This is a genomic window from Clostridium ljungdahlii (assembly GCF_001636845.1).
GTDB lineage: Bacteria > Bacillota > Clostridia > Clostridiales > Clostridiaceae > Clostridium_B > Clostridium_B ljungdahlii_A.
Genome location: NZ_LITT01000062.1, coordinates 227,251 through 252,720, shown reverse-complemented (window position 1 = coordinate 252,720; position 25,470 = coordinate 227,251). Strand labels below are relative to the sequence as shown.

Here is a 25,470-nt window from a genome sequence, read left to right as displayed (position 1 = left end):
TAGTCCATTAGAATAAAAATTTGAATGTAATTTGTGTAAAATATTGTTTCTATGACCTACTATCTGACAAATTGAAGATTACATCAAATACCATATAACCAGAAGAATATTCTGCCTTTATTTTTCCACCTTGAATTTCCACTATACTCTTAGCAATAGCAAGCCCAAGCCCACTTCCTCCTGTATTGGAAGACCTTGATTTATCCAATCTATAAAACCTATCAAATAACTTATCAACTTCTTCTTTACTTACAGGCTCACACTTGTTTTTTATAGAGATTACTGCAGCGCCTTTCTCTTCTCTTAATGAAACTTCTACATCTCCCGGTTTCATACTATATCTTATAGCATTTATAAATAAATTTTCAAACACTCTTGCAGTTTTATTCGGATCTAAATAAACAAGAAATTTGCGTTTTGGAAAACTTCTTGTAATAGTTACCCCTGTCTCTTCACAAATTGGAACCAATTCTTCTATAAGTTGCTCTAGTAATCCATTTAAGGATATACTCTGCCTATTTAAATTAACTGCATTGTTGGTAAGTTTAGTGTATTCAAACAGATCATTTATTAATTCTTCTAGCTTTTCAGATTTATTGTAAGCAATATTAATATATTGTTTCATTTGTGTCTCATCCTCATATCTTTTATCTTTAATAAGAGCTAAATACCCTTTAATAGAAGTAAGTGGTGTTCTTAAATCATGAGATACATTAGTTATGAGTTCATTTTTTATTCTCTCATCTTCCCTTTCAGCTTTCATTTTATTATTTAGTTCTTCTGCCATAAAATTTATATTATTTGATAGTAAAGCCAATTCATCTCTTCCCTGACTCTTTATTCTATGATCCAAATTTCCCCTTGATATTTCTATAAGTCCAGAAGATATATTTTCTATATATTTCATTTTTTTATTAGTTATAAAATAAAACATTGTTAGAAATGATATAAAAGATACAATGGTCCCAGGAATGGGATTGTATCTTTTTTCATAAATTATTTCATACTGGGGCATACCTTTAACTACTAAATAGGCTTTTCCATCACTAAAATTTATAGGATAAAAGCTGATGTATTCTCTATTTCTACTTATTTCATTACCTTTATTAGTTCCATATATGTTTTGAATATTTTTCATCATTTCAAGAGAATTTTTTATAGAATTTTTTATAGTAGTATATACATCTATTTGCGTTTCATCCGCATTATTTGATTTGTACAAAACCTTTCCGTTTAAATCCGTAATCATTATCTTTTCCAAATCTGATGTATCATTACAACTATCTATAATTTTTTGTATTTTATCCTTATCGTCTATACTTATACTTTTACTCTTTATTTCATCCCCTATTAAGTTGCCATTTACAGACATCCTATCTATACCTTTACTATAATCTATTCTAGCAGTGATATTCCTATTTTGTAAAAAAACGCCTGCTGCTTTTCCAAGTGCAGCAGACGTGACAAAACAGAGGGCAAATACAAATATAAGCTCCAGCCTTATACTGTTTTTCATTTTACTCAAGCTAGATTCTAAAGATATTTTAAAATCATTTTTCAACTTTATATCCCACCCCCCAAATGGTCTTTATAAAACGAGGTCTTCTCGGATTTTCCTCTATCTTTTCTCTTATTTTTCTTATATGTACCATTACAGTATTATCAGATTCAAAAAAATCCTGTTTCCATACAGATTCATAAATCTTTTCTATACTAAACACTACACCCCTATTTGAAGATAAAAGTTCTAAAATTTCAAATTCTCTTGGAGTAAGTTTTACATCCTTGTTACCAACTTTTACTTGATGATTTTTGGTGTTTATCACTAAGTCGTCTACTTCAATTATTTCCTGGTCAACTTTTTTAGGTATATTTAACCTTTTATACCTTCTCAGTTGAGATTTTACTCTGGCTACAAGTTCCAGAGGATTAAATGGTTTTACTACATAGTCATCTGCTCCAGTAGTAAGACCTAATATTTTGTCTAAATCCTGACTTTTAGCTGACAACATTATTATAGGCATATTTTTATTTTTTCTCATTCTCATACAAACTTCAATTCCATCCATTTTAGGCATCATTACATCTAAAATTACTAAATCAACTTCATTATCATTTGAAATCTGTAAAGCTTCTAAACCATTAGAAGCTTTCAATACTTTGTATCCTTCATTTACTAAATATATCTCAACTAAGTCTCTAATTTCTTTTTCATCGTCAACCACCAACACAATTTCTTTTTCCATATTAGTCCCCTTTCCAAAATGAAACCAGCAACAAACCTATAGATTATCTCTGCCAATAGTATAGCAAAGATCATATCTAAAATCACATGCTGTTTTACAAATTGGGTAGATACTATTACAGATATGCCTATAAAATTCATAGCAAATTTTATAAAAGGTTTTTTATCTAATTTTCTTGATGCCATCATTATTATATAACTTGCAAGCACATGTATGCTGGGGAAACAATTAAAAGGCTTATCCCAGCTATAGGTAAATCTTACAGCACGGGAAAAAATATCATTTCCACTAATAACAGGTCTTGGCACCGTGGTCTGAAAGAAAAAATAGATTATATAACATGTAATCATACCTATAACCATAGTTATTACACATTTATAATAGCTATTTCTATAATTAAAACACAGATATACTAGCGATACAAACATAAATGGAAACCACATCCAATATGCAATTATAAATTGTTTTATAAATGGAATGGCCGTATCTAAATTAGTAACTAAACTATGACACCCTCTAATTGTATTATTTAGCAAACCATAGGACACATTTATTGTAGGTATAATTAGTAGCAAACTCAATGGTAGTAAATTCAATTTTAAACGCTTCAATGCAACACCAACTCTCAAATTTAAGTACCTAACTTTCTAAAATTATTATATAACATTCTATACTTATTATTATAGAAAAAATTTCTTAAAATTTGTTAATTAAATTCTTAAAATTTTCTTAAATTATAAGATTACTCATAAAGTTTATAAACAAAAAATCAACTTATGCTGCGAATATTTTTACAATCACAAGTACGTTAAATATTTTGATACGTCTAAACAGAAAATTCACAAAAACCTAAGGACTTTTGAAAACTCGTACCTCAGACAATTCAAAAGCCCTAAGTTTTTTTATGAATTTTCTACTAAGACGTATATACAAAATATTTAAATGTACTTGCTTATTGTAAAATATTTCTACGCATAAGTTAATTTTTAAGTTAGAAAAGTTATAAAAGTAAGCTGTGTTTTAGACTCATTAAAGTTTTTAACGTGATGAAATTTGTCATTACATGCTTTGTATAAGTTAACTTTCAAGCTGCAAACTCACACTAGTGTATTCCTTCTATGATATTTCTTTCAGGTTTTTTATTACATATTTTCTGTCTTCTTTTACCAAGCTCTTCTGATAAGTCATCTAAAGTTATATTTTGATTTGACATTAAAACTAAAAGGTGGTATATCAAATCACATATTTCATAAACTTCCTCTTTTTTATCATTGTTTTTGCTTGCAATTATAACTTCTGCACTTTCTTCCCCTACTTTTTTTAATATCTTATCTAATCCTTCCTTAAATAAGTAACTGGTATAAGAACCTTCTATAGGATCTACTTTTCTCTCCTCTATAACTTTACTTAATTCCTCTAATATACTTTGAAATTCCATAAAAATATTCCCCCTTCAATTTAATATAATTTTCTATAAAAACAGCTCCTGTTTCCTGTGTGACAAGCTGCTCCTATTTGCTCAACTTTTATTAAAATTGTGTCATAATCGCAGTCCACACTTATACTTTTTACATTTTGATAATGACCTGATGTAGCTCCCTTGTTCCAAAGCTCATTTCGGGATCTACTAAAGAACCAGGTCTTTCCTGTTTCGATAGTTCTTTTTAACGATTCCTCATTCATATACGCCATCATAAGTACTTCTCCATTTTGAAAATCCTGCACAATTGTAGGCACAAGCCCCTTCCCCTTTTTAAAATCTATATTGTTTAAAATTTTCTCTTCCATATTTTTCACCTTTGTTTATATTTTCATACCCTCACTGGTATATTCTTAGTTTTTAAATATTGTTTAACTTCACCTACAGTAAGCTCTCCATAATGGAAAAGTGAAGCTGCAAGGGCAGCATCTGCTCCTGCATCATTAAATACATCATAAAAGTCATTTAAAGATCCACATCCTCCTGAAGCTATTACTGGAATATTTACCAGATTAGTTACAGTTCTTGTAAGTTCTATATCATATCCATTTTTAGTACCATCTGCATCCATACTAGTTAAAAGTATTTCGCCTGCACCTAAGTTTTCTGCCTTTTTAATCCACTTTAATGCATCTATTCCTGTATTTTTTCTTCCGCCTTCTATAAATACATCCCAACCATCTCCTGAATCCCTTTTTTTAGCATCCACTGCAACTACTACACACTGTGATCCAAATTTGTCTGCTGCCTCATATATTAAGTTAGGATTCCTTATAGCAGAAGAATTTATTGATATTTTATCTGCACCTGCTCTAAGTATGTTTTTAAAATCATCTATTTGAGATATTCCGCCACCTACTGTAAGGGGTATAAATACCTTTTCTGCAGTTCTTTCTACTAAATCAATTATGGTTTTTCTCTTTTCATGAGTAGCTGTAATGTCCAAAAATACTATTTCATCTGCTCCCTGTCTATTATAGTGTTCAGCTATTTCAACAGGATCTCCTACATCTTGTAGGTCAACAAAGTTTATTCCTTTAACAACCTTTCCCATATTCACATCTAAACATGGAACTATTCTTTTTGTAAGCAAAATCTTAGCTCCTCTCTATCTCATCTATTATTTCTTTAATTTTATCTATAAAAAATTTCATATCTTCATCTGATCCTATACTTACCCTTAAGTAATTGTCTATTCTATCCTTGTTAAAATATCTTACAAGAACTCCTTTTTCCCTTAACTTTGTAAAAAGTTCTTTTGCAGCATATTTGGCATGGCTTATAAAAATAAAATTAGATTTTGAAGGTATGATATTAAAGCCCATCTTTTCTAATTTATTTACAGTTGTCTCTCTCGTATTTATTACTTTACTAACACATTCTTTAAAATAATCCTGGTCTTCAAAGGCTGCTATTGCTGCTGCATTTGAAACTCTGTCTACAGTATAGGAATTAAAAGAATTCTTTATTCTATTCAGTCCATTTATGAGCTCTTCTTGTCCAAGTGCAAATCCCACACGAATTCCAGCTAAAGAACGTGATTTAGATAATGTCTGTACTACCAAAAGATTAGGATAGTTTTTTATAAGACCTACTACAGAGTTTCCTCCAAAATCCACATAAGCCTCATCAATTATAACTACTTTGTTCTGGTTATATTCTAAAACTTCTTCAATTTTTTTGGTTTCAAGACATCTTCCTGTAGGTGCATTTGGATTGGGAATTACTATTCCTCCGTTTTCAGTTAGAAATTCCTGAAATGAAATTGAAAAATCTTCATTTAATTTTGCAAGCTTATAATTTAGATTATATAAATTAGCATATACAGGATAAAAACTGTAACTTATATCCGGAAAAATTATAGTCTCATCCTTATTAAAAAAAGTTAGAAAAGACATAGCCAGAACTTCATCAGACCCATTTCCTATAAAAATTTGATTTTTATTTAAGCCATAGTATTTGGAAATAACGTTCCTTAACTTATCGCAATCTGGGTCTGGGTACAACCTCAAATCTTCATCTGCCGCATTTTTTATTGCCTCAATTACCTTAGGTGATGGTGGATAAGGGCTTTCATTTGTATTCAATTTAACATATTTTTTATCCTTAGGTTGCTCACCACACACATAAGGTTCTACACTTTTCGTGATTTCACTCCAATACTTACTCATGATTCATTCCACCTTCTACCGTAATTTTTATTTACAAATTTCTATGGCTTCTTTTAAATCTATGTTTCCAGAATATATAGCCTTGCCTGTAATAGCACCGTAAATACCCATTTTACTTATATCTTTCAAATCGTCTATGTTTTTTATTCCGCCAGAAGCTATTATCCTGCAGCTTACACTGTTTTGAATTTTAAAGAGTTGATCTAAATTAGGTCCCTTTAGCGTTCCGTCTTTACTTATGTCTGTAAAAATGATAGTTTTAACTCCTATATCCTCCATTTGTTTTGCAAAATCTATGTAATGGACACTGCTTACATTAAGCCATCCGTTCACTGCAACTTTCTCATTTTTTGCATCTATTCCCACTGCTATTTTTTCTCCGTATTTTTTTAGTGCTTTTTTCACAAAATCAGGATTTTTTAAAGCTGCAGTTCCAAGTATTACTCTTGATATTCCTATTTCTATAAGCATATCTATGGTTTTTATATCTCTTATACCTCCACCAAGTTCTACTGGAATCTTACTTGCGTCTATTACTTTTGATATGACTTCTATATTTTTTATTTTTCCATCAAGTGCCCCATCTAAATCCACCATATGAATATACTCTGCACTGCTTTTTTTAAAACTCAGTGCTACCTTTACTGGATCTTCTCCTACTATCTCTGATTTTTCAAATTTTCCTTGATACAATCTAACACATTTTCCATTTCTTAAATCTATAGCTGGAAGTATCAACATACAAAAGCCCCCTTATATCATCCAATTAAGCTGTTATCTTTACAAAATTCTTGAGCATTTCAATACCTACGTCACCACTTTTTTCTGGATGGAACTGAGCTCCATAAACATTATCTTTACTTACAACAGCTGGTATATTTATTTCTCCATAAGTGCTATAGGCATTTAAATTTTCTTTAAATTTTAATTTTCCATAAAATGAATGCACAAAGTATACATAGCTATTTTCAGATACATCTTCTAAAATTTTACACTGTTTATCTATTATTAAATTATTCCATCCCATATGTGGTATTTTTATATCTCCATATAATTTTGTTATTTTTCCTGGTATCAGGCCTAATCCTTCACACTCTTCTATTTCTTCTCCTACGTCAAATAAGAGCTGCATTCCAAGACATATTCCCATAAAAGGCTTTCCACTTCCTGCTTCCTTTTTTAACACTTTATCTAAATTTCTCTTTTTCAAATTCTTCATAGCCTCGGGAAAGGCACCTACCCCAGGAAGTATAATTGCCTCACTTTTTTCTATTTCACACTGATCTGAAGTTATTTTACTATCTGTTCCTATATATTTAAGTGCTTTTTGAACACTCTTTAAATTTCCCATACCATAATCTACAATAGAAATCAATTTTACACACCCCTTTTCTTCAATTCACAGTTCACAATCTCCATCAACTTTCCACTCACTATTAACTATTAATTCTTAATTCTTAACTACTTATATAGTGCCTTTCGTAGACATTATTCCATTTATACTGCTGTCTATACATACTGCTTCTTTAAGTGCATGACCAAATGCCTTAAATATTCCTTCTATCATATGGTGTGTATTTTTTCCGTAAATCACTTTTATATGAAGTGTCATTTCTGCATTAAAAGCAACTGCCCTAAAAAATTCTTCTACCAATTCCGTATCCATTTCTCCTACTTTTTCAGTTTTAAAATCAGCATCAAATACTAGATATGGTCTACCGCTTAAATCTATAGATACCATTGAAAGACTCTCATCCATTGGTATAAAAAATGTTCCATATCTTTTTATATTTTTTTTATCTCCTAGGGAATCTTTTATGCATTTGCCCATGACAATTCCTATGTCCTCCATGGTATGATGAAAATCCACATCAAGATCACCTTTAGCAGCTATATCAAGATCTGTCATCCCATGTTTTGCTATCATGCACAACATATGATTAAAAAAGCCTATTCCCGTATCTATATTGTACTTTCCACTGCCATCCAAATTTATTTTTACATTCACATCAGTTTCATAGGTTTTTCTGGAGAGTTCTCCTATCCTCAAACAAAACACCTTCTTTTAATGAAATATTTACTATTTGGTTCTAACTTTTATTGAATTTGCATGAGCTGTGAGTCCTTCTGTTTCTGCCAGCTTTATAATTTTATCTCCTATTTTTGAAAGAGCCTCCCTGGAATAGCGAGTAAAACTTGATTTTTTTATAAAGTCATCTACAGAAAGGGGAGAAAAAAACCTAGCTGTTCCGCTTGTCGGAAGTATATGATTTGGTCCTGCCATATAATCTCCAAGAGGTTCCGGTGCAAAATCCCCCATAAATATGGAACCTGCATTTTTTATATCTCCAAGTATGGAAAAAGGATCCTCAACACATAATTCCAGATGTTCTGGAGCTATTTCATTTGCCACATCTATGCCTTCTTCTATGCTGTCTACTATAATTATGGCTCCGCGATCTTTCAGAGATTTTAGTATTATATCCTTTCTTTCCAAAGATTGTACTTGTCTTTCAAGCTCCAGTTTTACTTCTCCTGCCAATTCTTTAGAAGTTGTAACAAGTACTGCAGATGCAAGTACATCATGTTCTGCTTGTGACATCAAGTCTGCTGCTACATATTTTGCTTTTGCCCTTTCATCTGCAATTATAAGTATTTCACTTGGCCCTGCGATCATATCTATATCTACCTGTCCATATACGCTCTTTTTTGCCATAGCTACAAATATATTCCCAGGTCCCACTATTTTATCCACTTTAGAAATACTTTCTGTTCCAAAAGCAAGTGCTCCTACAGCTTGTGCTCCTCCTGACTTATATATTTCATCTACTCCAGCTATATCAGCAGCTACTAAAATATTAGGATTTATACTTCCATCTTCTGAAGGTGGAGTTACCATTTGCAAATTTTTAACCCCTGCTACTTTTGCAGGAATTGCATTCATTAAAACTGAGGATGGATATGCAGCTGTTCCCCCCGGCACATATATTCCTACATTCTCCAGTGCTCTAATCTGCTGCCCAAGTACTACTCCTTCCTCTTTTGTAATTATCCAGGAAGTTTTCTTCTGCTTTTCATGGAAAAATTTTATGTTTTCCGCTGCCATTTTTAATGCATCTATAAACTCATCTTCTACAAACTCATAGGCTTTTTTTATTTCCTCTTGCGTTACTTTTATATTACTTTTAGTAACTTCTTTACTATCAAATAAATTTGTATATTTTAAAAGGGCCTCGTCTCCATTTTTCTTTATATCTTCAAGTATTTTAGAAACTTTTAAAGTTACATCTTCCTGTATACTCTCTTCTATATTTCTAAAATTTTTTAAATACTTGCTTCCTTCTTCTGTATCTAAATATACTGTCTTTACAATTTTATCTTCCATGAATTTTCCTCCTAATTTGTCAATATATCTCCTGCCTTTATCTGCATTTGAATTCTATTTATTATGTCCTCTATTTCATTTTTCTTCATCTTCATACTAGCTACATTTACTACCATTCTGGCACTTATGTCACATATATTTTCATAAACTACAAGTCCGTTTTCTTTTAAAGTAGTTCCGGTTTCTACTATATCAACTATGGCATCTGCTAGTCCCAATATAGGAGCCAATTCCACAGAACCTTCTATTTTTATAATTTCCACATCCTGTCCTAATTTTCTAAAATAATTTCTAGCTACATTGGGATATTTTGTAGCAATTTTTTTTCTATTGTACCCGGAATAAAAATTAGAATTTTTAGGTCCTGCTACAGAAAATTTACACTTTCCAAAACCCAAATCCAGCACCTCATAAAAATCTTTATTTTGTTCCAGTAAAGTATCTTTTCCAACTATCCCCACATCAACTACTCCATGTTCTACATAGGTAAGTACATCGGGAGCTTTCACAAGTACAAAATCTATATTGTCTCCTTCATTGTGAAATATAAGCTTTCTTCCTTTATTTATAACTTCACTACAATCTATACCTGCCCTTTGAAATATGTTTACAGCTTCTTTTTCAATTCTGCCCTTAGTTAAAGCTATTTTTACCCTCTTCATATTTGACATATCAATTCTACGCTCCTATATTTTTATGAATTCCATATTTTTTTTCTCTGCATATTTTCTTGCTTTACTTTCATCACTAAAAGGGCTTAACTCTGTAACTATACCCTGATTTCTTAAGCTTTCAGCCTTTTCATAAGCTTTTCCAAAACTTTCTTCCCCATAATATACAAGAACCTTAGTATTTTTTTCACAGCACAACTGTCCATTCTCTTCAAGTGAAGTGATTATTCCATCTACATCCATAGCAAATCCTGTAGCAGGCTGACTATCTCCAAATTGGGCTATCAAATTGTCATACCTTCCTCCACTTAATATATTTCCTCCAAATCCATGAGTGTAACCTCTAAATATTATGCCAGTATAATAATCTATGTTGTGTACCATTCCTAAATCAAGAGCTAGATATTTTTCAAAACCAATGCTCCTTACAATCTCATACACCTTTTTTATACTTTCTAAAGCCCTTAACGCTCTCTTGTTATCTTTCATAAGATGAGAGGCTCTTTCAATTACCTCCATTCCTCCAAATAACTTAGGAAGTTCTTTCAAAGACTTTAAAGAGCTTTCTTCAAATTTATCTTTGTTTTCAAGAAGTATATTATTTAAAGCAGTAAAATTTTTATTATTTATACTCTTTCTAAGTTTCTCTCTTTCTTCATAATCCAAATTTACTCCATCTACTAGTGCTTTAAATAATTCTGCATGTCCAAGTTCTATTTTAAAATTCTCAAGTCCACAACTTAAAAGTGCCTTTATTCCTGTTACTATAACTTCAGCGTCTCCTCCGATACCTTCTATGCCTATTATTTCAATACCAGATTGAGTTATCTCACTATTTTTTCCATTTAAACTTTCACTGACTCTATACACATTGGAAGTGTAACAAAGTCTTAGAGGATGAACTACCTCCTTCAATTTTGTACCTGCAATTCTAGCAATAGGGGTAGTCATATCTGCCCTTAAAGCTAAAATTCTTCCCTGATTATCAATCAATTTATATATTTTTTCCTGCGGTAAAGTTGCATTTTCTCCATTAAACACATCATAGAATTCTAATGTTGGTGACTTTACTTCCATAAATCCACTTTGTATATAGATTTTTTTTAATATGTTTTCTATCTTCACTTTTTCCGCGCATTCATTAAACAAAATATCCTTTGTTCCCTCAGGTATATACTTTTTCCAATTAGTCATGAGTATCACTTCCTTATTTCATTACAGTATCACTTTAATTCAATGTAGTGATAAATTAAACGTTATTGATATAATACCAGTTAATTTATAAAATTTCAATATGTTTTGTAAAAAAAATTACTACTGAATTTAAATGCAGTAGTAATTTTTAATTTAATCAATATAATCATCTTTTATTTCCCAAAAAACAGAGTGAAAGCATCCCACTGCCGCAGTGAGCAGCCATACCCACACCCAACATGTTTATGATAAATCTATTGTTTGGAAATTCTCTCTCTATTATATTTTTTAAAAGCTTAGCATCTTCTATACAATTTCCATGAGATATACCTATAACCTGATTTTCATTATCTAAGGCTCTTTCTCTAAATCTTTCTACCAGATATTTTATAGCTTTTTTTCTTCCTCTAACATTTGTTACATTTTTAAGTTCTCCTTGATTTTCAATGTATATAATAGGCTTTACATCCAAAAGAGTACCTACAATAGCTTTAGATGAAGATATTCTGCCGCCTCTCTTTAAATGCTTTAAATCTTCTACCACAAACCAATGATTCATCTTTAGCCTATTATTGTTCACCCAATTTACAATCTCATCTTTGCTTAAACCTTCCTGTGCCATTTTACAAGCGTAGTATACTAAAATTCCGAGCCCAATAGAAGAACTTTTGCTGTCTATCAAGGTTATATCTGCGTCTTCAAATTCGCTTAAAATCGCATTCTTTGCTAGTTTCGAGCTATTAAAAGTTCCACTTATTCCAGATGACATTCCTATGTATATGATAGGTCTTTTCTGTTTCAGCAATTCTTTAAATTTTTCAGTAAACCTGTATTCATTTATCTGTGATGTATATGGCATTTCTCCATTTTCAAGACCTTTATAAAATTCCTCATAGCTTAATGATTTACCAAAATCGTCCTCATAATCTTTGTTTTTAAAGTGACACATCAACCCCAAAAATTGTATATTATTTTTTTTCATAAAACTTCCTGGCAAATCACAGGATGCATCTGTCATAATTATAGGTACTGTCACCAATATCTCCCCCAATATAATATATTATCTATGCCATAGTTCCCTTACATATGTTTCCATATAATATTATATCAAAAACCTATTGTATTAGCTATACTAACATATGCAAATTTAAAACAAACTTTCCCAATCGAGATTTAAAAGTATAAGGTTAATAACTTTTATGTGTTAAAGGCTTTATAAAATAATAAAAGCAGTATATTTATTTAAAAGATGGGTTTTTCATTTTCTGATGCAAATGGAACAATGGAGCTATTGCCAATAAGTTCAACAACCCCTTGAATTCCTTGTGCACCATTAGAACCAGTTTGTACAGTACATCCATGATATTTGCATTTATATATAGGGTGAATTGCTGCTTCTACTGCTATTGTATCCAAATTATAATATTAGCTATATTTTCATCCCGATTAAAGTTATTACATTATTTTTTTAATAATAATCTGAAACAATATAATCCGCCTAATAATTTAGAATATATAGCATTAGGATATATTTTACAATCAAATAAATCTACAAATTTAAATCCTGCATTTTTTAAATTGTTAACTAATAAATTTATATCTGCAGTTGGATAATCAACGGTTAATACAAGTAAGCCATCTTTTTTTAAAACTCTGTAAAACTCATTAATAGATTCTCCTTTATCACCATTTGAGAGATGCTCAAGTACCGAAATACAATAAACTTTGTCAAATTTATTATCCTCATAGGGAAGATTTGTCAAACTGCTATTTGAAAAGTTTATTCTATTTATATATTTTGCAGCCTCTTTAATATCTTCTTCATCAAAATATTGGCTAACTCTTGATAAAATTTTATTTTCATCTAAAATATCAGTATCAATATCACATGCATATACATTTTTGCATATGCTGGCTAAATAAAATTTGAAAGGGTGAGGAACACCGCAAGCTGCATCTAAACAGGTATCATTTTTTTCTAAAAAGTTTGATGCCCAGGCATATTCGTAACATCTGCTCCACCAATCATTAGGAATTTTTAATAAGCAGTTTGTTTTTTTCTCATCTGTAGTAACTATAAATCTTGAAGATTTTTTGTCTATAGGAGATTTTGTTTTAGAACTGTTTTTTTCAATATACATATTATACTTTTTGTATATATTGGGATTTACTATAGATTTACGATATTCACCTATGAAAAAATCATTGTTTGGATAAATTCTACTTAATTCTTTTAATCCATATGCTCCATACTGTGATTTTAATCCTAGATAATTTTTATTAAAAGATTCAGACACATTTTGAAGTTTAAATCTTTGAAATAATGTCTTATGATAAACATAGGATTTATGATAAATTTTAGGCAACCATTTTTTATTGGTACCCATATAATAATTATATCCTAATAAAATACTATCATCTTCATAACCTTGAGTACCTGTTAAAAATCCAACATCATATGGACATATTTCTTTTAATATACTTAATTTATGAATAACAGGATGCACAAATCCATTAGTAAATTTATTTTCTCCCATTGTGGACAAATATTTAATTTTATCTTCTAGAGTAGTATTTTTATTGGGAAAAGCATCATCTGAAAAATTAGTTATTATTGCAGGAGATATCATTGGTTCTTCAGATGAATCCAAGTATTGTATTAATGGTTCTTGCCAATTAGGAGGGAAAATCATATCAATATGAGCTTCTATAACATAATTAATATTAGAATAATTTTCTATAATATATCTAAGTCCTATATATCTGGATAGTGTAATTCCTACATTTTCACCAATACCAATTATTTCATAGTTAAAATTGAATTTTTGCAAAATTTCATCCAGCTCTTTATTAGACAAGCATCCCTGATTGAAAATCAATATATTAACATCTTTAGAATAAGATAAACTTTTCAAACATTGGGATGCCATATTCATTTCTTCACCATAATTTTCTTTATTTACAAAAAACGGTATCATATAAATATTCATTACAATCGACCCCTTATTTATATAAATTCTAAATACATTATATGAAGTTGTAATAATTTTAGTTAACTATTATACAATTAATTTTTAAGCATAAATTATTTCACAATGAAATTATAGTATTAAATCATATCGATTTTTATTTATAGGCAAAATTGAAATTTATGAATAATATATAAATGAAAATAATTTAGTAAGTAATGATCCTATACTTATTATTTACAGTGAAATTATATGGGAGGGAATTTAATGCATGGAAATAGAAGAATTTTAATTGGAAGCCCTATAAGACAATCATGTGATATATTAGAGAACTTTATAAGCTTTTTGAAAAATATGATAAAGAAAGACATTTCAATAAACTATTTTTTTATAGATGATAATGATGATGTTAATTCAAGTAACTTGCTCAAAAATTTCTCTTTGGAATCAAATGATAAAGTTATAATTGAAAAAGGAGATAAAATAGACAATTATATTCGTACGGAGGATATGCATTATTGGAAAGAAAGTTTAATTTGGAAAATAGCAGAATATAAAAATAGAATTATAGACCATGCTAAAAAAAATCATTATGATTATTTATTTTTAATAGATTCAGATATAATGCTGCATCCCAAAACATTATTAAGTTTAATCAATAGTAATAAAGATATAATATCTGAAATATTTTGGACTAGGTGGCAAAAAGATTCCAGTGAATTACCACAAGTTTGGATGTGTGACGAATATTCATTTGTTAATAAAGGAAGAAATGAAATATTATCTCAAGATGAATTTAATAAAAAATATACAGACTTTATAGAAAAACTAAAAAAGCCAGGTATATATGAAGTAGGTGGTTTAGGCGCATGTACTTTGATAAGCAAAGGAGCTATTGAGAAGGGAGTTAACTTTAACAAAATCTATAATTTATCATTTTGGGGAGAAGATAGACATTTTTGCATAAGAGCAGCAGCTTTAGGTCTGAAATTGTATGTTGACACCACTTACCCAGCCTATCATATATATAGAAAAGATAATTTAAAAGAAGTAGAAAAATTTAGAAATAAATGTATATATGATATTAACAATTCTTTGTATATAGATAATTTTGCAAGAAATTTTTTAAAAAATTTTTATTCCTATGATTATAACAATATTAATAATTTTGAGGTAAATAAATATTTATGTTCTGTCTATGCAGATAAATTTAATAAGGACAAAAATAATATTATAAAGTATGTATTAGGGAAAAAGCTTATTTGTAATATAAATATACTTGATATTAATACTGATAAAATGAATATTAACGAAAACAAAATTAATATAATATGTAAATTTCAATTAGAAAATAAAAGTATCACAGAAAATTCTACAAAAATTTTTATTTGTAATTTACAATTAAATAAGCAATCTATGCTAATAGAAAATATAAAGCTTATAAATAACGATAACAAACCTCTCTTTGGATACAATATTTTGGATTTATTAGAGGAACGGATAAGAATAAATAAAGATGAAAAAAATAAAATAACACTTGCCATGCTTATGAGAAATGAAAGTGGGAAATTTTTAGAAAAAGTTTTAACACATGCAGCTAAATATGTAGATAATGTTGTAATTTTGGATGACGCTAGTGAAGACAACTCGGTTGAAATATGCAAAAAGGTATTTGAAAATATACCACTAACATTGGTACAAAATGAAAAACATGGATTTAATAATGAAGTCATTTTAAGAAAACAATTGTGGAAAATAACAGCAAATACAAATCCAGACTGGATATTATTTTTAGATGCTGATGAAATTTTTGAAGATAGAATATGTAAAATTATTAGAGAATTAATTAATCAACCTAATTTTGATTATTATGCTTTTAGACTATATGATATGTGGGATGAGAGTCATTATAGAGAAGATTTTTATTGGAGAGCACATAAGTATTATAGGCCGTTTTTAATAAGATATCAGCCTAATTTTAATTATAATTGGCAGGAAAAACCTCTTCATTGTGGAAGGATTCCTGAAAATATATTTAGCTTACCTGGATGTATATGTTATGTAAAATTAAAGCATTTGGGTTGGTCAACCAAAGAACTAAGGCAATCTAAATATATTAGATATTTAAAAGCAGATCCTCAAGGTAAGTATGGAATTTTAGAACAATATAAATCTATCCTAGATGAAAATCCAAGGTTGATAAAGTGGGAATAGCTTCTATAGTTTTGTTTGTATAAGACTTAGGTAATTAAGCATAGTATCTATACTGCTCTTTTTCCCATAATAAAACAGTTTTCTATGATATTTTGATTTATCATAGAAAACTATACTTACAGACTTTTTTTACTAGCTTTTATTTTTAAAAATATACTAATTTAGAGAAAAACATAAATTACTTAAATTATCATTTTAATCCTATACTTTTAAAATACTTTCTATTATAAAGTATTTTTTTATTATTAGGTATAAACTTACTAGCCACTTCATTGTGATCATAAGCTAATTTATGATTACCTAATCTGTCATAGCAAACACACAATTGTAAATGCGGAAGCCATGTCCAACAGGCATCATTAAAAAATCCTAAACTATCTTTTGGTTTTTTCAGGTTTGCAGCTGTTTCATACCAAAATATTGCTTGATTAATCTTGTTTTCTTGTAAAAAAGAAAAGCCAAGTCTACAACATGCTTCGGCTCTCGGAGCATCATATTCAAAGCTTTTAAAGGCATATTTACGGGATTCCTCACCATTATTAATTGATTGATAATAATCACATATATTTCCGCAAACATAAATGTTATCTTCATACCATCCTTTTTTTGAATCTAAAAAACTATTATAATATTTTAAAGCTTCTTCAAATATTTCATGTTCGTATAATTCATTTCCATAGTATAATATATCCCTAGGAGTAAACTCTACACCTTCTTTTAATTTATTTCGAAAAATCTCAAGATTACGGTTAGGAGAATAGTTTATTTTCTTATGAGTTATGCTAATTTCGCTATTAATTATATTTCCATACACTTCTAAATACTCATGGACAAATCCAATCCATTTAAATTTTTTTCTCTTTTGACTAATCTATTACGTCGATAGCTTGTAGTTATATTCCCATATTCATCAAAACTTATATTGTATTTCATTGTTACAGAATCTATGGAGGTGTCTAAATTTTTCTTTAAAAATTTAAACTTTTTTATATCTTCAGGAAGTAGTATATCATCGGCATCTAACCAGAAAATATACTCTTTAGTTGCTTTACTAAATGCAAAGTTTCTTGCAGCTGAAAAATCATCAATCCATTTAAAATCATAAATATTATTAGTATATTTTTTTATCACATTTTTAGTATTGTCAGAAGATCCTGTATCTACTATTACGAACTCATCTACTACCTCTTTTACAGAATCTAGACATCTTCCTATAGTATCTTCCTCATTTTTTACTATCATACATAAACTTACAGTTATCATATAATCACTTCCTTAAAATTTAGTACGCTATATAATATGAAAACAAAAAAAAGATGATACAAGCTTTATGTCATTAAAAAATACTGGCCATTTTAAAAAATAGCCAGTATGAATTATATTATACTCTATCCCATGATATTCAATGCTTTAGTAGTTGCAGTAACACTTGTGATATTAGTAGCACTAGTAAGTGTGAGTTGAATATCATAAGTGTGGGAACCCGCTGTAGGAGTTTGAGTCCATGTCAAATTAGGAATTTCCGTGTGTGCTTCTAAAGATGAATTACCAATACCTGCATTATTAATTGTTACTGAAGCGATAGTAGTTGCATTGTCACGTAATTCATAGAAAATTGAATAATTATAAAAAGAACCCAGTGTAGTTACTATTATATTCAATTCTGCCATGGAATCCAATTTTAATTCCTGTCCAGTCGTACTTATTGTCTGAGAAAGAAGTGGAGTTGGGGTACCAGTGATTACGTTAGCTGTACTATTTTCTAAAGAAGACAATATACTTACAGGACCAGTCGCTCCTGTTGGGCCAGTTGCTCCGGTTGGTCCTGTCTCTCCTGTCGGACCTGTTATTCCTGTTGCTCCGGTTACTCCTGTTGGGCCAGTTACTCCGGTTGCTCCCGTTACTCCTGTAGGGCCTGTTGGTCCTGTGTCTCCTGTCGGACCTGTCTCTCCAGTTGGGCCAGTTACTCCTGTTACTCCTGTTGGGCCTGTCTCTCCGGTTGCTCCAGTTTCTCCCGTTGGACCTGTTGGACCGGTTACTCCAGTCGCTCCAGTTGGACCTGTTATTCCTGTTGGACCTGTTATCCCTGTTGCTCCTGTTACTCCAGTTGGTCCTGTTGCTCCAGTTGGTCCTGTCTCTCCAGTTGGGCCTGTTGCTCCAGTTGCCCCAGTAGGGCCTGTTGCTCCAGTTACTCCAGTAGGGCCTGTTGCTCCAGTTACTCCTGTTGGTCCTGTGTCTCCTGTCGGACCTGTCTCTCCTGTCGGACCTGTCTCTCCTGTTGGGCCAGTTACTCCGGTTGCTCCTGTCTCTCCAGTTGCTCCAGTTGCCCCAGTAGATCCAGTTACTCCTGTTGCCCCTGTTACTCCTGTGTCTCCAGTTGGACCTGTTGCTCCAGTTACTCCGGTTGGTCCTGTCTCTCCTGTCGGACCTGTTATCCCTGTTGCTCCTGTTACTCCAGTTGGTCCTGTTGCTCCAGTTGGTCCTGTCTCTCCAGTTGGGCCTGTTGCTCCAGTTGCCCCAGTAGGTCCGGTTACTCCAGTTACTCCGGTTGCTCCTGTCTCTCCTGTCGGACCTGTTGCTCCAGTTGGCCCGGTTACTCCTGTTGCTCCTGTTACTCCCGTTGCTCCTGTCTCCCCTGTTGGTCCAGTTATTCCAGTTGGCCCAGTTACTCCAGTTGGTCCTGTGCCTCCTGTTGATCCAGTAGGTCCGGTTGCTCCTGTTGGACCTGTAATTCCTGTAGGAACTACTCCAGTATATTCTATATTTAAGAATGGAATTTGGTTTGAAACAAACCACTCTTTGGAAAAATAGCCTATTATAGAATCAATAATATTTTCTATTCCAACTAAAGTAATTCCATTATTGGGTATTGAGCCATTAACCCAGCTAGCTACTATATTAGTTATATCAATACTTATAAAATTACCAACATCGGCATCTGTTACATTTACAAAATCCGATGTTGGATTCAATCCAGGTGCACTATTCCACGTAACCGTATTTTGAGAAAAGTCACTTGTGTTCGTAAATACACTAACAGTTTGTGGTGACAATACTGTATCTGGTAAATCTTTTCTAAAAACAAATAATTTTAGCGAGGCTTGTAATATATTACTTCCTAGAGGAATAGCAGATAAATCAAATTTTAATAAACTTCTAAATATATCGTTTGGTTGAACAAATATCCCTGTAAATAAAAGACTTGAAATTCCAAAATTCGTATTAGGATTTAACAGAGATATATATGCATCATCACTAGGATTAACTTGTATAAATGGCATAAATTCATCTCCTCCTTTTATTTTCTTTTGTCATTATGCTGTTCTATAATTATGCTATTACAATATATGTTTTTGCACTAAAATAGGATACAAAAAAACACTAAGTTTATAAGATTTTTAATTATCACTTGAAAAGTGGTAAAAAATTATATGCAAAAAGTCTCAAATTTGTTATGCTTATATTGCTTAAAAAACAAATTTGAAACTTTCTACAATGAATATTAATGTGAATTTGTCAGTTATAGGGTTTCTTTAAAGTTAAGGCTATGTTTTAATATAGTGTTTAAGTATTAGTTTAAAAATTAATAGAAGCTGCTTTCTATATTCCTTCAGCTTTTTCAATCTCATCAAATAGCTCTTTTACTAATTCTTTACCGATTTCATTTTTGTATTTATCAACAACAGGTTTGACAGCATCCTTAATTTTAACCATTTCATTCGGACTTATAGAATCAACTTTCATTCCTCTGGATTTTAATTCCAATAAACATCTGTCAACTCTCTTTCTATTAACCTCTGTAGTATAAAGTGCTCCTTCTTTGGCACATTCTATAATGATTTTTTTATCGTCTTCCGGAACCGTATCCCACAATTTTTTTGAATACATAAGTACGAATGGTGAATATACATGATGGGTCAACGTCAAATACTTTTGAACCTCGTCAAATCTATCACCGTAAATTGCCGTAACAGGATTCTCTTGGCCATCTATTTCCTTTTTACGCATTGCATTATATAATTTTGCATAAGGAAGTGGTACAGGTTCTGCGCCTAAATACTTCCAGGTATCAATATGCAAATCATTTTCCATTGTCCTGATTCTTAAACCTTTAATATCTTCTAATTTTGTTATGGGACGTACAGAATTGGTAGTATCCCTGAAACCATTTTCAGCAAATGCAAGTCCATAAAATCCATATTCCTCAAGCATATCCAATAACTTTCTTGCAAAAGTACCATTAAGTACTTTGTCTGCTATATGCTCGTTTTTGAATATAAAAGGAAAATCAAATATCATAAATCTCTTGTCAAAGCAAGCCAATGTTGAAAACGACGGATATGTCATTTCAAGAGTACCTTTACCCAACATCTCTATCATATCCATACCTGTTCCAAGTTGTGCACTATGGTAAATCTTAAGTTTATACCGGCCATCGGTACGTTTTTCCAATGCCTGTCCAAATCTCTCCATACCGGCATAGCATATAGAATTATTCGTCATTTCAAAGCCAACTCTGAGAGTTCTCACATTTGAAAACTTAAATTTGAAAAGTGCCTGCTCCAAATTGCCGGCCATATTTGAAAGTTTCTTTGCATTTCCAGCTATTGAAGCGATTGATTTAGAAATTTGTTCACTATTTTCAGATACAGTTTGCGTGGAAGCTGAAGATTCTTCCGCAATAGCAGCTACATTATGCACTGTAGACATCAAATCGTTGGTAGCTTTTGATTGATTATTCGCATGAGTAACCACTTGCTGTAGTTTTTCCCTTGATTTTTCAATGCTGTTTATAATACTTTCAAAATTGCACTTTGCTTTATTTATAGTATCTACACCCGAGACAGTACTTTTACTCATAATTCCAAATGCCTTAACTACTTGTGACGTATCTAAAAGCATACCTTCTATTATTTTACTTATTCTTTTTGCTGCCTGCTGCGATTGATTGGATAATTGACGAACTTCCTCAGCAACAACTGCGAAACCCTTACCATGTTCTCCAGCTCTTGCTGCTTCAATCGCAGCATTTAACGCCAACAAATTAGTTTGATCTGAAATGCTATTTATTAGATCAACAATTCCACTTACCTCAGTTGATTTATCTTTTAATTCATTACCAAGTTTTGTATTATTGTCGGTAACATTGGATATATCATTTATTACCGATACTGATTTTTCAATCAGCATTTGGCCTTCTTTTGCCGATTGAAGAACATTTCGCGTACTTTCAAGTACTTTTTTTGACTCTTCTGCAGTATTCTCGGCCAGTTCAAAAACTTGACTATTCTTATTTGCAGCTTCAACTGCCATGCCGCCAGTTTCTTGAGACCCTGCAGCAATTTCAGATATTGTGGCTGAAATTACTTTTATGCCTCGGTTTGTTTCATCAGACACTGAGGCAAATTCTACACTCTTTTTAGACATTTCTTCTGCCTCATCGTTGATCAAACTCAGCAGGTTACGTAAATTTTCGAGCATAATATTAATTGAATCTCCTATCATACCCAGTTCATCGTTTGACCTGGACTCAATCGCAACCGTCAAATCTCCTCCTTTTATATTTGAAACTTGTTTACAGACATTTTTTAGAGATTTAGCACTACGATGTAATGTAATGAAACAGATAAAGTACAGAGCCAAAACAAAAAATGCAATAATTATATTACACAAATTAAAATCAAAGATAAGCATGCGAATCAACAATACAATTAGTAATACAACTGATATTTCTGAAAAAACTTTTAGGTAATTTTTTTGCATAAGACATCACCCCCCTAATCATTTATATGTAATTATTAACTATTATTGTAAATTTTATTTATCAAAAGTCAATTTATGTCTTAATATGTACTGTTAGCAACACCCCTAACATCTATATTTACAAAATAAACATGTTAGGGGTGATAAATACATATAATTCATTATAGAAAATTATTGTTCTATTTACCTTCCTTTGCTTCTTTTACTGCTTGTACAAATTTCTTTGCAGTCTCAGTTACCAATTCATAGTCACCTGTTTTAGCGCCTTTTGTCAAATCTCCACCTGTACCTACAGCTATAGCTCCTGATTTTATCCATTCCTTTACATTACCTAAATTCACTCCGCCTGTAGGCATGAAATTACCTTGTGGAATAGGTCCTTTAAAAGCTTTAATTATTTGAGGTCCGAAAACATTTCCCGGAAAGATCTTTATTATTTCCGCTCCTGCTTCCAAACCTTCAACTGCCTCTTTTACAGTCATGGCACCAGGCATTACTAAAATACGATATCTATTGCATAACTTAATAACATCTGCATTAAAGCTTGGACTAACTATATATTTTGCTCCTGCAAGTATACAAGCTCTTGCAGTTTCTGTATCAAGTACAGTTCCAGCACCTATCACTACATCTTCATTTTTATAATACTCGGCAAGTTCTTTTATTATATCTATTGCACCCGGCACAGTCATTGTAATTTCAAGCATCTTGATGCCACCTTTTTTTACAGCATCAACTATTTTTAGTCCCTGTTCTTTAGAATCTGCTCTTATTACTGCTACAATTCCTTCCTGCGCCAGTTTCATTATTGCCCTAACCCTATTCATTGTCTGATTCCCCTTTATAATTTCTATTTTATATTTTCAATAATATTGTTTGCTGCCATAATTCCCATATTGTCAACTGCCTCAAACGTTGATGCTGCACAATGTGAACCTACAACTATATTGTTCAAATCAAGCAGTTCTTTATTTTTAGGTGGCTCCTGTTCAAAAACATCTATACCCGCACCCCAAATTTTATTATTTTTCAATGCATCATATAGTGCATTTTCATCTATTAATCCACCTCTCGCAGTATTTACTATTACCGCATTCTCTTTCATCATATTTAATTCTTTTTCTCCAATTATATATTTTGTTTCTTTAGTTAGCGGAAGATGAATACTAATAAAATCAGATTCCTTTAATATTTTTTCAATAGTTACATACTCTACATTATTTTTAGAAGCAAATTCCTTATCTTTATATACGTCATAAGCTAAAATTTTCATACCAAAACCATTAGCTCTCTTTGCCACTCCCTTGCCGATATTCCCGAGTCCAATTAATCCAAGTGTTTTTCCATGCATGCCAATACTTGTAACTTTACTCCAATCAAGTTTTCTACAACCTCTATCTATCGGAACAATTTTTCTTGCAACTGAAATCATAAGTGCAAATGCATAATCAGCAACTGCATCTGAATTTGCTCCCTTTGCTATAGTAACAGTTATATTGTTATTTTTTGCATAATCAAGATCAATATTATCAGTTCCAACACCATATTTTGATATTACTTTCAATTTTTTTGCATGTTTTAAAACTTCAGCATTTAATGGATCTACTCCTATAATAATCCCATCTACGTCTGAAACTTCTTTAATCATTTCATCTTGAGTCAAAATTCTCCCATATGGATTTACAACAAGTTCAAATCCTTTTTGTTTGAGTAATTCAAAAGGTTCCTTACTATGCTTACCAAATGACCTTGGCGTAATTAATATCTTTGCCATATTTACTACCTCTTTTCCAATACTGACACAATTAAAATAATTGTTTTCCCAAAATAGTTGTATAGTAATTTAAAAATCTTTTATACATATCCTTGTAGACTTCAACATTTTTACTATTTGGTTTTATCACTTTAACAGGTTTCATCTTAAGTATGGGATTCTTCAAACTTCTTATATCTCCCACAGCCACCATTCCGGTATATGCTGCCCCAAAAACAGAAGCTTCTGTTATTCCTGCAACTGCTATTTCTTTATTAAAAATATCCGCCTGAACTTGCAGCCATATATCTGAATTTGCATATCCGCCATTTGCAATTATCTGCTTTACATTGCCATCAATTTTTTCTATCATCCTGTATATTGAATACATATTATAAATAACACCTTCCATAGATGCCCTTATAATATGCCTTTTATCATGCATAAACCTTAATCCAACTAATGACCCGGTTGCATCTGCATTCCAACCAGGTGCTCTCTCTCCTGTTATAAATGGTAAAAAGGTCAATCCATTGCTCCCAGGATCTATCTGTGAAGCATAGTAATCAAAAAGATGATAAATATTATCATATTTAGCTTCAGAAGCTTCTTTTTCAAACTGCTGTCTAAATTGGTTTCTAAAATACTTGAGAACTATTCCTCCATTATTTATTGCTCCACCGGCTACCCATGTATCCTTAGTAAAGCAGTAACACCACGTCCTCTGTTCTTCATCAAAAAGTGGTTTGTTTACAGCAATTCTCAAAGCTCCGCTGGTGCCAATTGTACATGACATCGAGGTATCGTCAAAGCCTCCGCATCCTATATTTGCCATTATTCCATCGCCTGATCCTATTACTATCGGCGTATCAATTTTTATTCCCATTTGCCGTGCATATTCACTTTTAATGCCTGGCACTACATAGGTGCATTCCTTGACTTCACCAAATCTATCTGAATCTATTTGCAATATATTTTTTAAAATATCTTCATCCCACTGAAAATTATTTATATTCAGACAGCCCATTGCTGAAGCATCCGTAACATCAATTACAAATTTACCACTCAGTTTAAAAATAATATATTCTTTGATAGTGACAAATTTATAAGTATTTTTAAAAACTTGTGGCATTTTATTTTTAACCCACAGTATATTGCTCAGAGGATACATTGGATGCTGTACCCTGCAGCCAGTTTTTCTGTACAATTTATTGCAATCATAATTTTTTTCTATAAATCTTGCTTCACCTATAGATCTTGTATCACCCCATGTAATAACGTTTGTAAGATTATTTCCATTTCTATCTACTGCAAGAAAGCTATGCATCTGAGAACTCATACCAATAGATCTTATATCATTAAATGATAAATTGCATTTATCAATAGAATTCTTAACTACTTCTACAAGTGATTTAAATACAACATCAGGATCGAGTTCTAACATTCCTTTTTCAGTGCAAATAGTCGGATATTCTTTATAATCAAAGCCAATTTGATTACCTTTTATATCAAATACATTTGATCTTATCCCACTAGTTCCAATATCGATTCCCAAATAAACCTTTTCACTCAAGTTACTACACCTTCTTAATTTTATAAAATCCTATATCGTATGGATTGTCCT

General features: G+C 31.2%; 22 protein-coding genes and 1 pseudogene. 1 reads left to right on the top strand and 22 read right to left on the bottom strand.

From position 1 onward, the window contains the following. Positions 1–49: 49 nt before the first annotated feature. From WY13_RS18035 to WY13_RS17965, 16 genes are all read right to left on the bottom strand, one after another. Positions 50–1,561, bottom strand: coding sequence for a sensor histidine kinase (locus tag WY13_RS18035; RefSeq protein ID WP_063556954.1), 1,512 nt, complete (start codon positions 1,559–1,561; stop codon positions 50–52). Then, positions 1,551–2,246 carry a response regulator transcription factor gene (locus tag WY13_RS18030; RefSeq protein WP_063556953.1) on the bottom strand — a complete coding sequence of 232 codons (696 nt, stop codon included), beginning with the start codon at positions 2,244–2,246 and terminating at the stop codon, positions 1,551–1,553. Before WY13_RS18030 ends, WY13_RS18035 begins: the two co-directional genes overlap by 11 nt. Continuing rightward, positions 2,192–2,842 carry a phosphatase PAP2 family protein gene (locus WY13_RS18025; protein WP_192845060.1) on the bottom strand — a complete coding sequence of 217 codons (651 nt, stop codon included), beginning with the start codon at positions 2,840–2,842 and terminating at the stop codon, positions 2,192–2,194. The genes WY13_RS18030 and WY13_RS18025 overlap by 55 nt, the downstream gene beginning before the upstream one ends. Before the next feature lie 506 nt (positions 2,843–3,348). After that, positions 3,349–3,684, bottom strand: a complete 336-nt coding sequence (hisE, locus tag WY13_RS18020; protein ID WP_063556952.1) for a phosphoribosyl-ATP diphosphatase — start codon at positions 3,682–3,684, stop codon at positions 3,349–3,351. A gap of 20 nt (positions 3,685–3,704) precedes the next feature. After that, positions 3,705–4,034, bottom strand: a complete 330-nt coding sequence (gene hisI, locus WY13_RS18015) for a phosphoribosyl-AMP cyclohydrolase (RefSeq protein ID WP_063556951.1) — start codon at positions 4,032–4,034, stop codon at positions 3,705–3,707. Positions 4,035–4,057: 23 nt separating this feature from the next. Next, positions 4,058–4,819: an imidazole glycerol phosphate synthase subunit HisF gene (gene hisF / locus WY13_RS18010; RefSeq protein ID WP_063556950.1), complete on the bottom strand. Its 762-nt coding sequence runs from the start codon at positions 4,817–4,819 to the stop codon at positions 4,058–4,060. A gap of 4 nt (positions 4,820–4,823) precedes the next feature. Further along, complete coding sequence (gene hisC / locus WY13_RS18005; protein WP_063556949.1) at positions 4,824–5,897, bottom strand: histidinol-phosphate transaminase; 1,074 nt, start codon at positions 5,895–5,897, stop codon at positions 4,824–4,826. A 27-nt stretch (positions 5,898–5,924) separates the two neighbouring features. Continuing rightward, positions 5,925–6,638 (bottom strand): 1-(5-phosphoribosyl)-5-[(5-phosphoribosylamino)methylideneamino]imidazole-4-carboxamide isomerase, encoded by a 714-nt coding sequence (hisA, locus tag WY13_RS18000; protein ID WP_063556948.1) that lies wholly within the window; start codon positions 6,636–6,638, stop codon positions 5,925–5,927. A 25-nt stretch (positions 6,639–6,663) separates the two neighbouring features. Continuing rightward, a complete protein-coding gene (hisH, locus tag WY13_RS17995) occupies positions 6,664–7,272 on the bottom strand; it encodes an imidazole glycerol phosphate synthase subunit HisH (protein ID WP_063556947.1) in 609 nt (202 codons plus the stop codon). A gap of 90 nt (positions 7,273–7,362) precedes the next feature. Continuing rightward, on the bottom strand, positions 7,363–7,947 hold the full coding sequence (gene hisB, locus WY13_RS17990; protein ID WP_063556946.1) for an imidazoleglycerol-phosphate dehydratase HisB: 585 nt from the start codon (positions 7,945–7,947) through the stop codon (positions 7,363–7,365). Positions 7,948–7,977: 30 nt separating this feature from the next. Continuing rightward, a complete protein-coding gene (gene hisD / locus WY13_RS17985) occupies positions 7,978–9,282 on the bottom strand; it encodes a histidinol dehydrogenase (protein WP_063556945.1) in 1,305 nt (434 codons plus the stop codon). An 11-nt stretch (positions 9,283–9,293) separates the two neighbouring features. Beyond that, positions 9,294–9,953 (bottom strand): ATP phosphoribosyltransferase, encoded by a 660-nt coding sequence (gene hisG / locus WY13_RS17980; protein ID WP_063556944.1) that lies wholly within the window; start codon positions 9,951–9,953, stop codon positions 9,294–9,296. Positions 9,954–9,968: 15 nt separating this feature from the next. Further along, the gene (locus tag WY13_RS17975; RefSeq protein ID WP_063556943.1) at positions 9,969–11,147 is read right to left on the bottom strand and encodes an ATP phosphoribosyltransferase regulatory subunit; all 1,179 of its coding nucleotides are present in this window, start codon (positions 11,145–11,147) and stop codon (positions 9,969–9,971) included. A 166-nt stretch (positions 11,148–11,313) separates the two neighbouring features. After that, entirely contained in the window at positions 11,314–12,165 is an 852-nt protein-coding gene (locus WY13_RS17970; protein WP_156499082.1) for a DegV family protein, read from the bottom strand. Between the two features lie 224 nt (positions 12,166–12,389). Continuing rightward, positions 12,390–12,563, bottom strand: a complete 174-nt coding sequence (locus WY13_RS21225; RefSeq protein ID WP_156499081.1) for a hypothetical protein — start codon at positions 12,561–12,563, stop codon at positions 12,390–12,392. A 44-nt stretch (positions 12,564–12,607) separates the two neighbouring features. Beyond that, the gene (locus WY13_RS17965) at positions 12,608–14,137 is read right to left on the bottom strand and encodes a class I SAM-dependent methyltransferase (RefSeq protein WP_063556941.1); all 1,530 of its coding nucleotides are present in this window, start codon (positions 14,135–14,137) and stop codon (positions 12,608–12,610) included. A 246-nt stretch (positions 14,138–14,383) separates the two neighbouring features. Here WY13_RS17965 and WY13_RS17960 point away from each other — a divergent pair, with 246 nt between their 5' ends. Then, entirely contained in the window at positions 14,384–16,330 is a 1,947-nt protein-coding gene (locus WY13_RS17960; RefSeq protein ID WP_082848562.1) for a glycosyltransferase, read from the top strand. Between the two features lie 190 nt (positions 16,331–16,520). Here the strand turns inward: WY13_RS17960 and WY13_RS17955 are convergent. The 6 genes and pseudogenes from WY13_RS17955 to WY13_RS17930 form a co-directional block, all read right to left on the bottom strand. Continuing rightward, a pseudogene (locus WY13_RS17955) lies at positions 16,521–17,593 on the bottom strand (glycosyltransferase). Between the two features lie 125 nt (positions 17,594–17,718). Beyond that, positions 17,719–19,611, bottom strand: a complete 1,893-nt coding sequence (locus WY13_RS17950) for a DNRLRE domain-containing protein (protein ID WP_063556939.1) — start codon at positions 19,609–19,611, stop codon at positions 17,719–17,721. A 319-nt stretch (positions 19,612–19,930) separates the two neighbouring features. Next, the gene (locus tag WY13_RS17945) at positions 19,931–22,093 is read right to left on the bottom strand and encodes a DctP family TRAP transporter solute-binding subunit (RefSeq protein ID WP_063556938.1); all 2,163 of its coding nucleotides are present in this window, start codon (positions 22,091–22,093) and stop codon (positions 19,931–19,933) included. A 179-nt stretch (positions 22,094–22,272) separates the two neighbouring features. Continuing rightward, a complete protein-coding gene (locus WY13_RS17940; protein ID WP_063556937.1) occupies positions 22,273–22,920 on the bottom strand; it encodes a bifunctional 4-hydroxy-2-oxoglutarate aldolase/2-dehydro-3-deoxy-phosphogluconate aldolase in 648 nt (215 codons plus the stop codon). 23 nt (positions 22,921–22,943) lie between these two features. Beyond that, positions 22,944–23,867: a phosphoglycerate dehydrogenase gene (locus WY13_RS17935; protein WP_063556936.1), complete on the bottom strand. Its 924-nt coding sequence runs from the start codon at positions 23,865–23,867 to the stop codon at positions 22,944–22,946. Between the two features lie 31 nt (positions 23,868–23,898). Then, complete coding sequence (locus WY13_RS17930) at positions 23,899–25,419, bottom strand: gluconokinase (protein WP_063556935.1); 1,521 nt, start codon at positions 25,417–25,419, stop codon at positions 23,899–23,901. Positions 25,420–25,470: the final 51 nt, after the last annotated feature.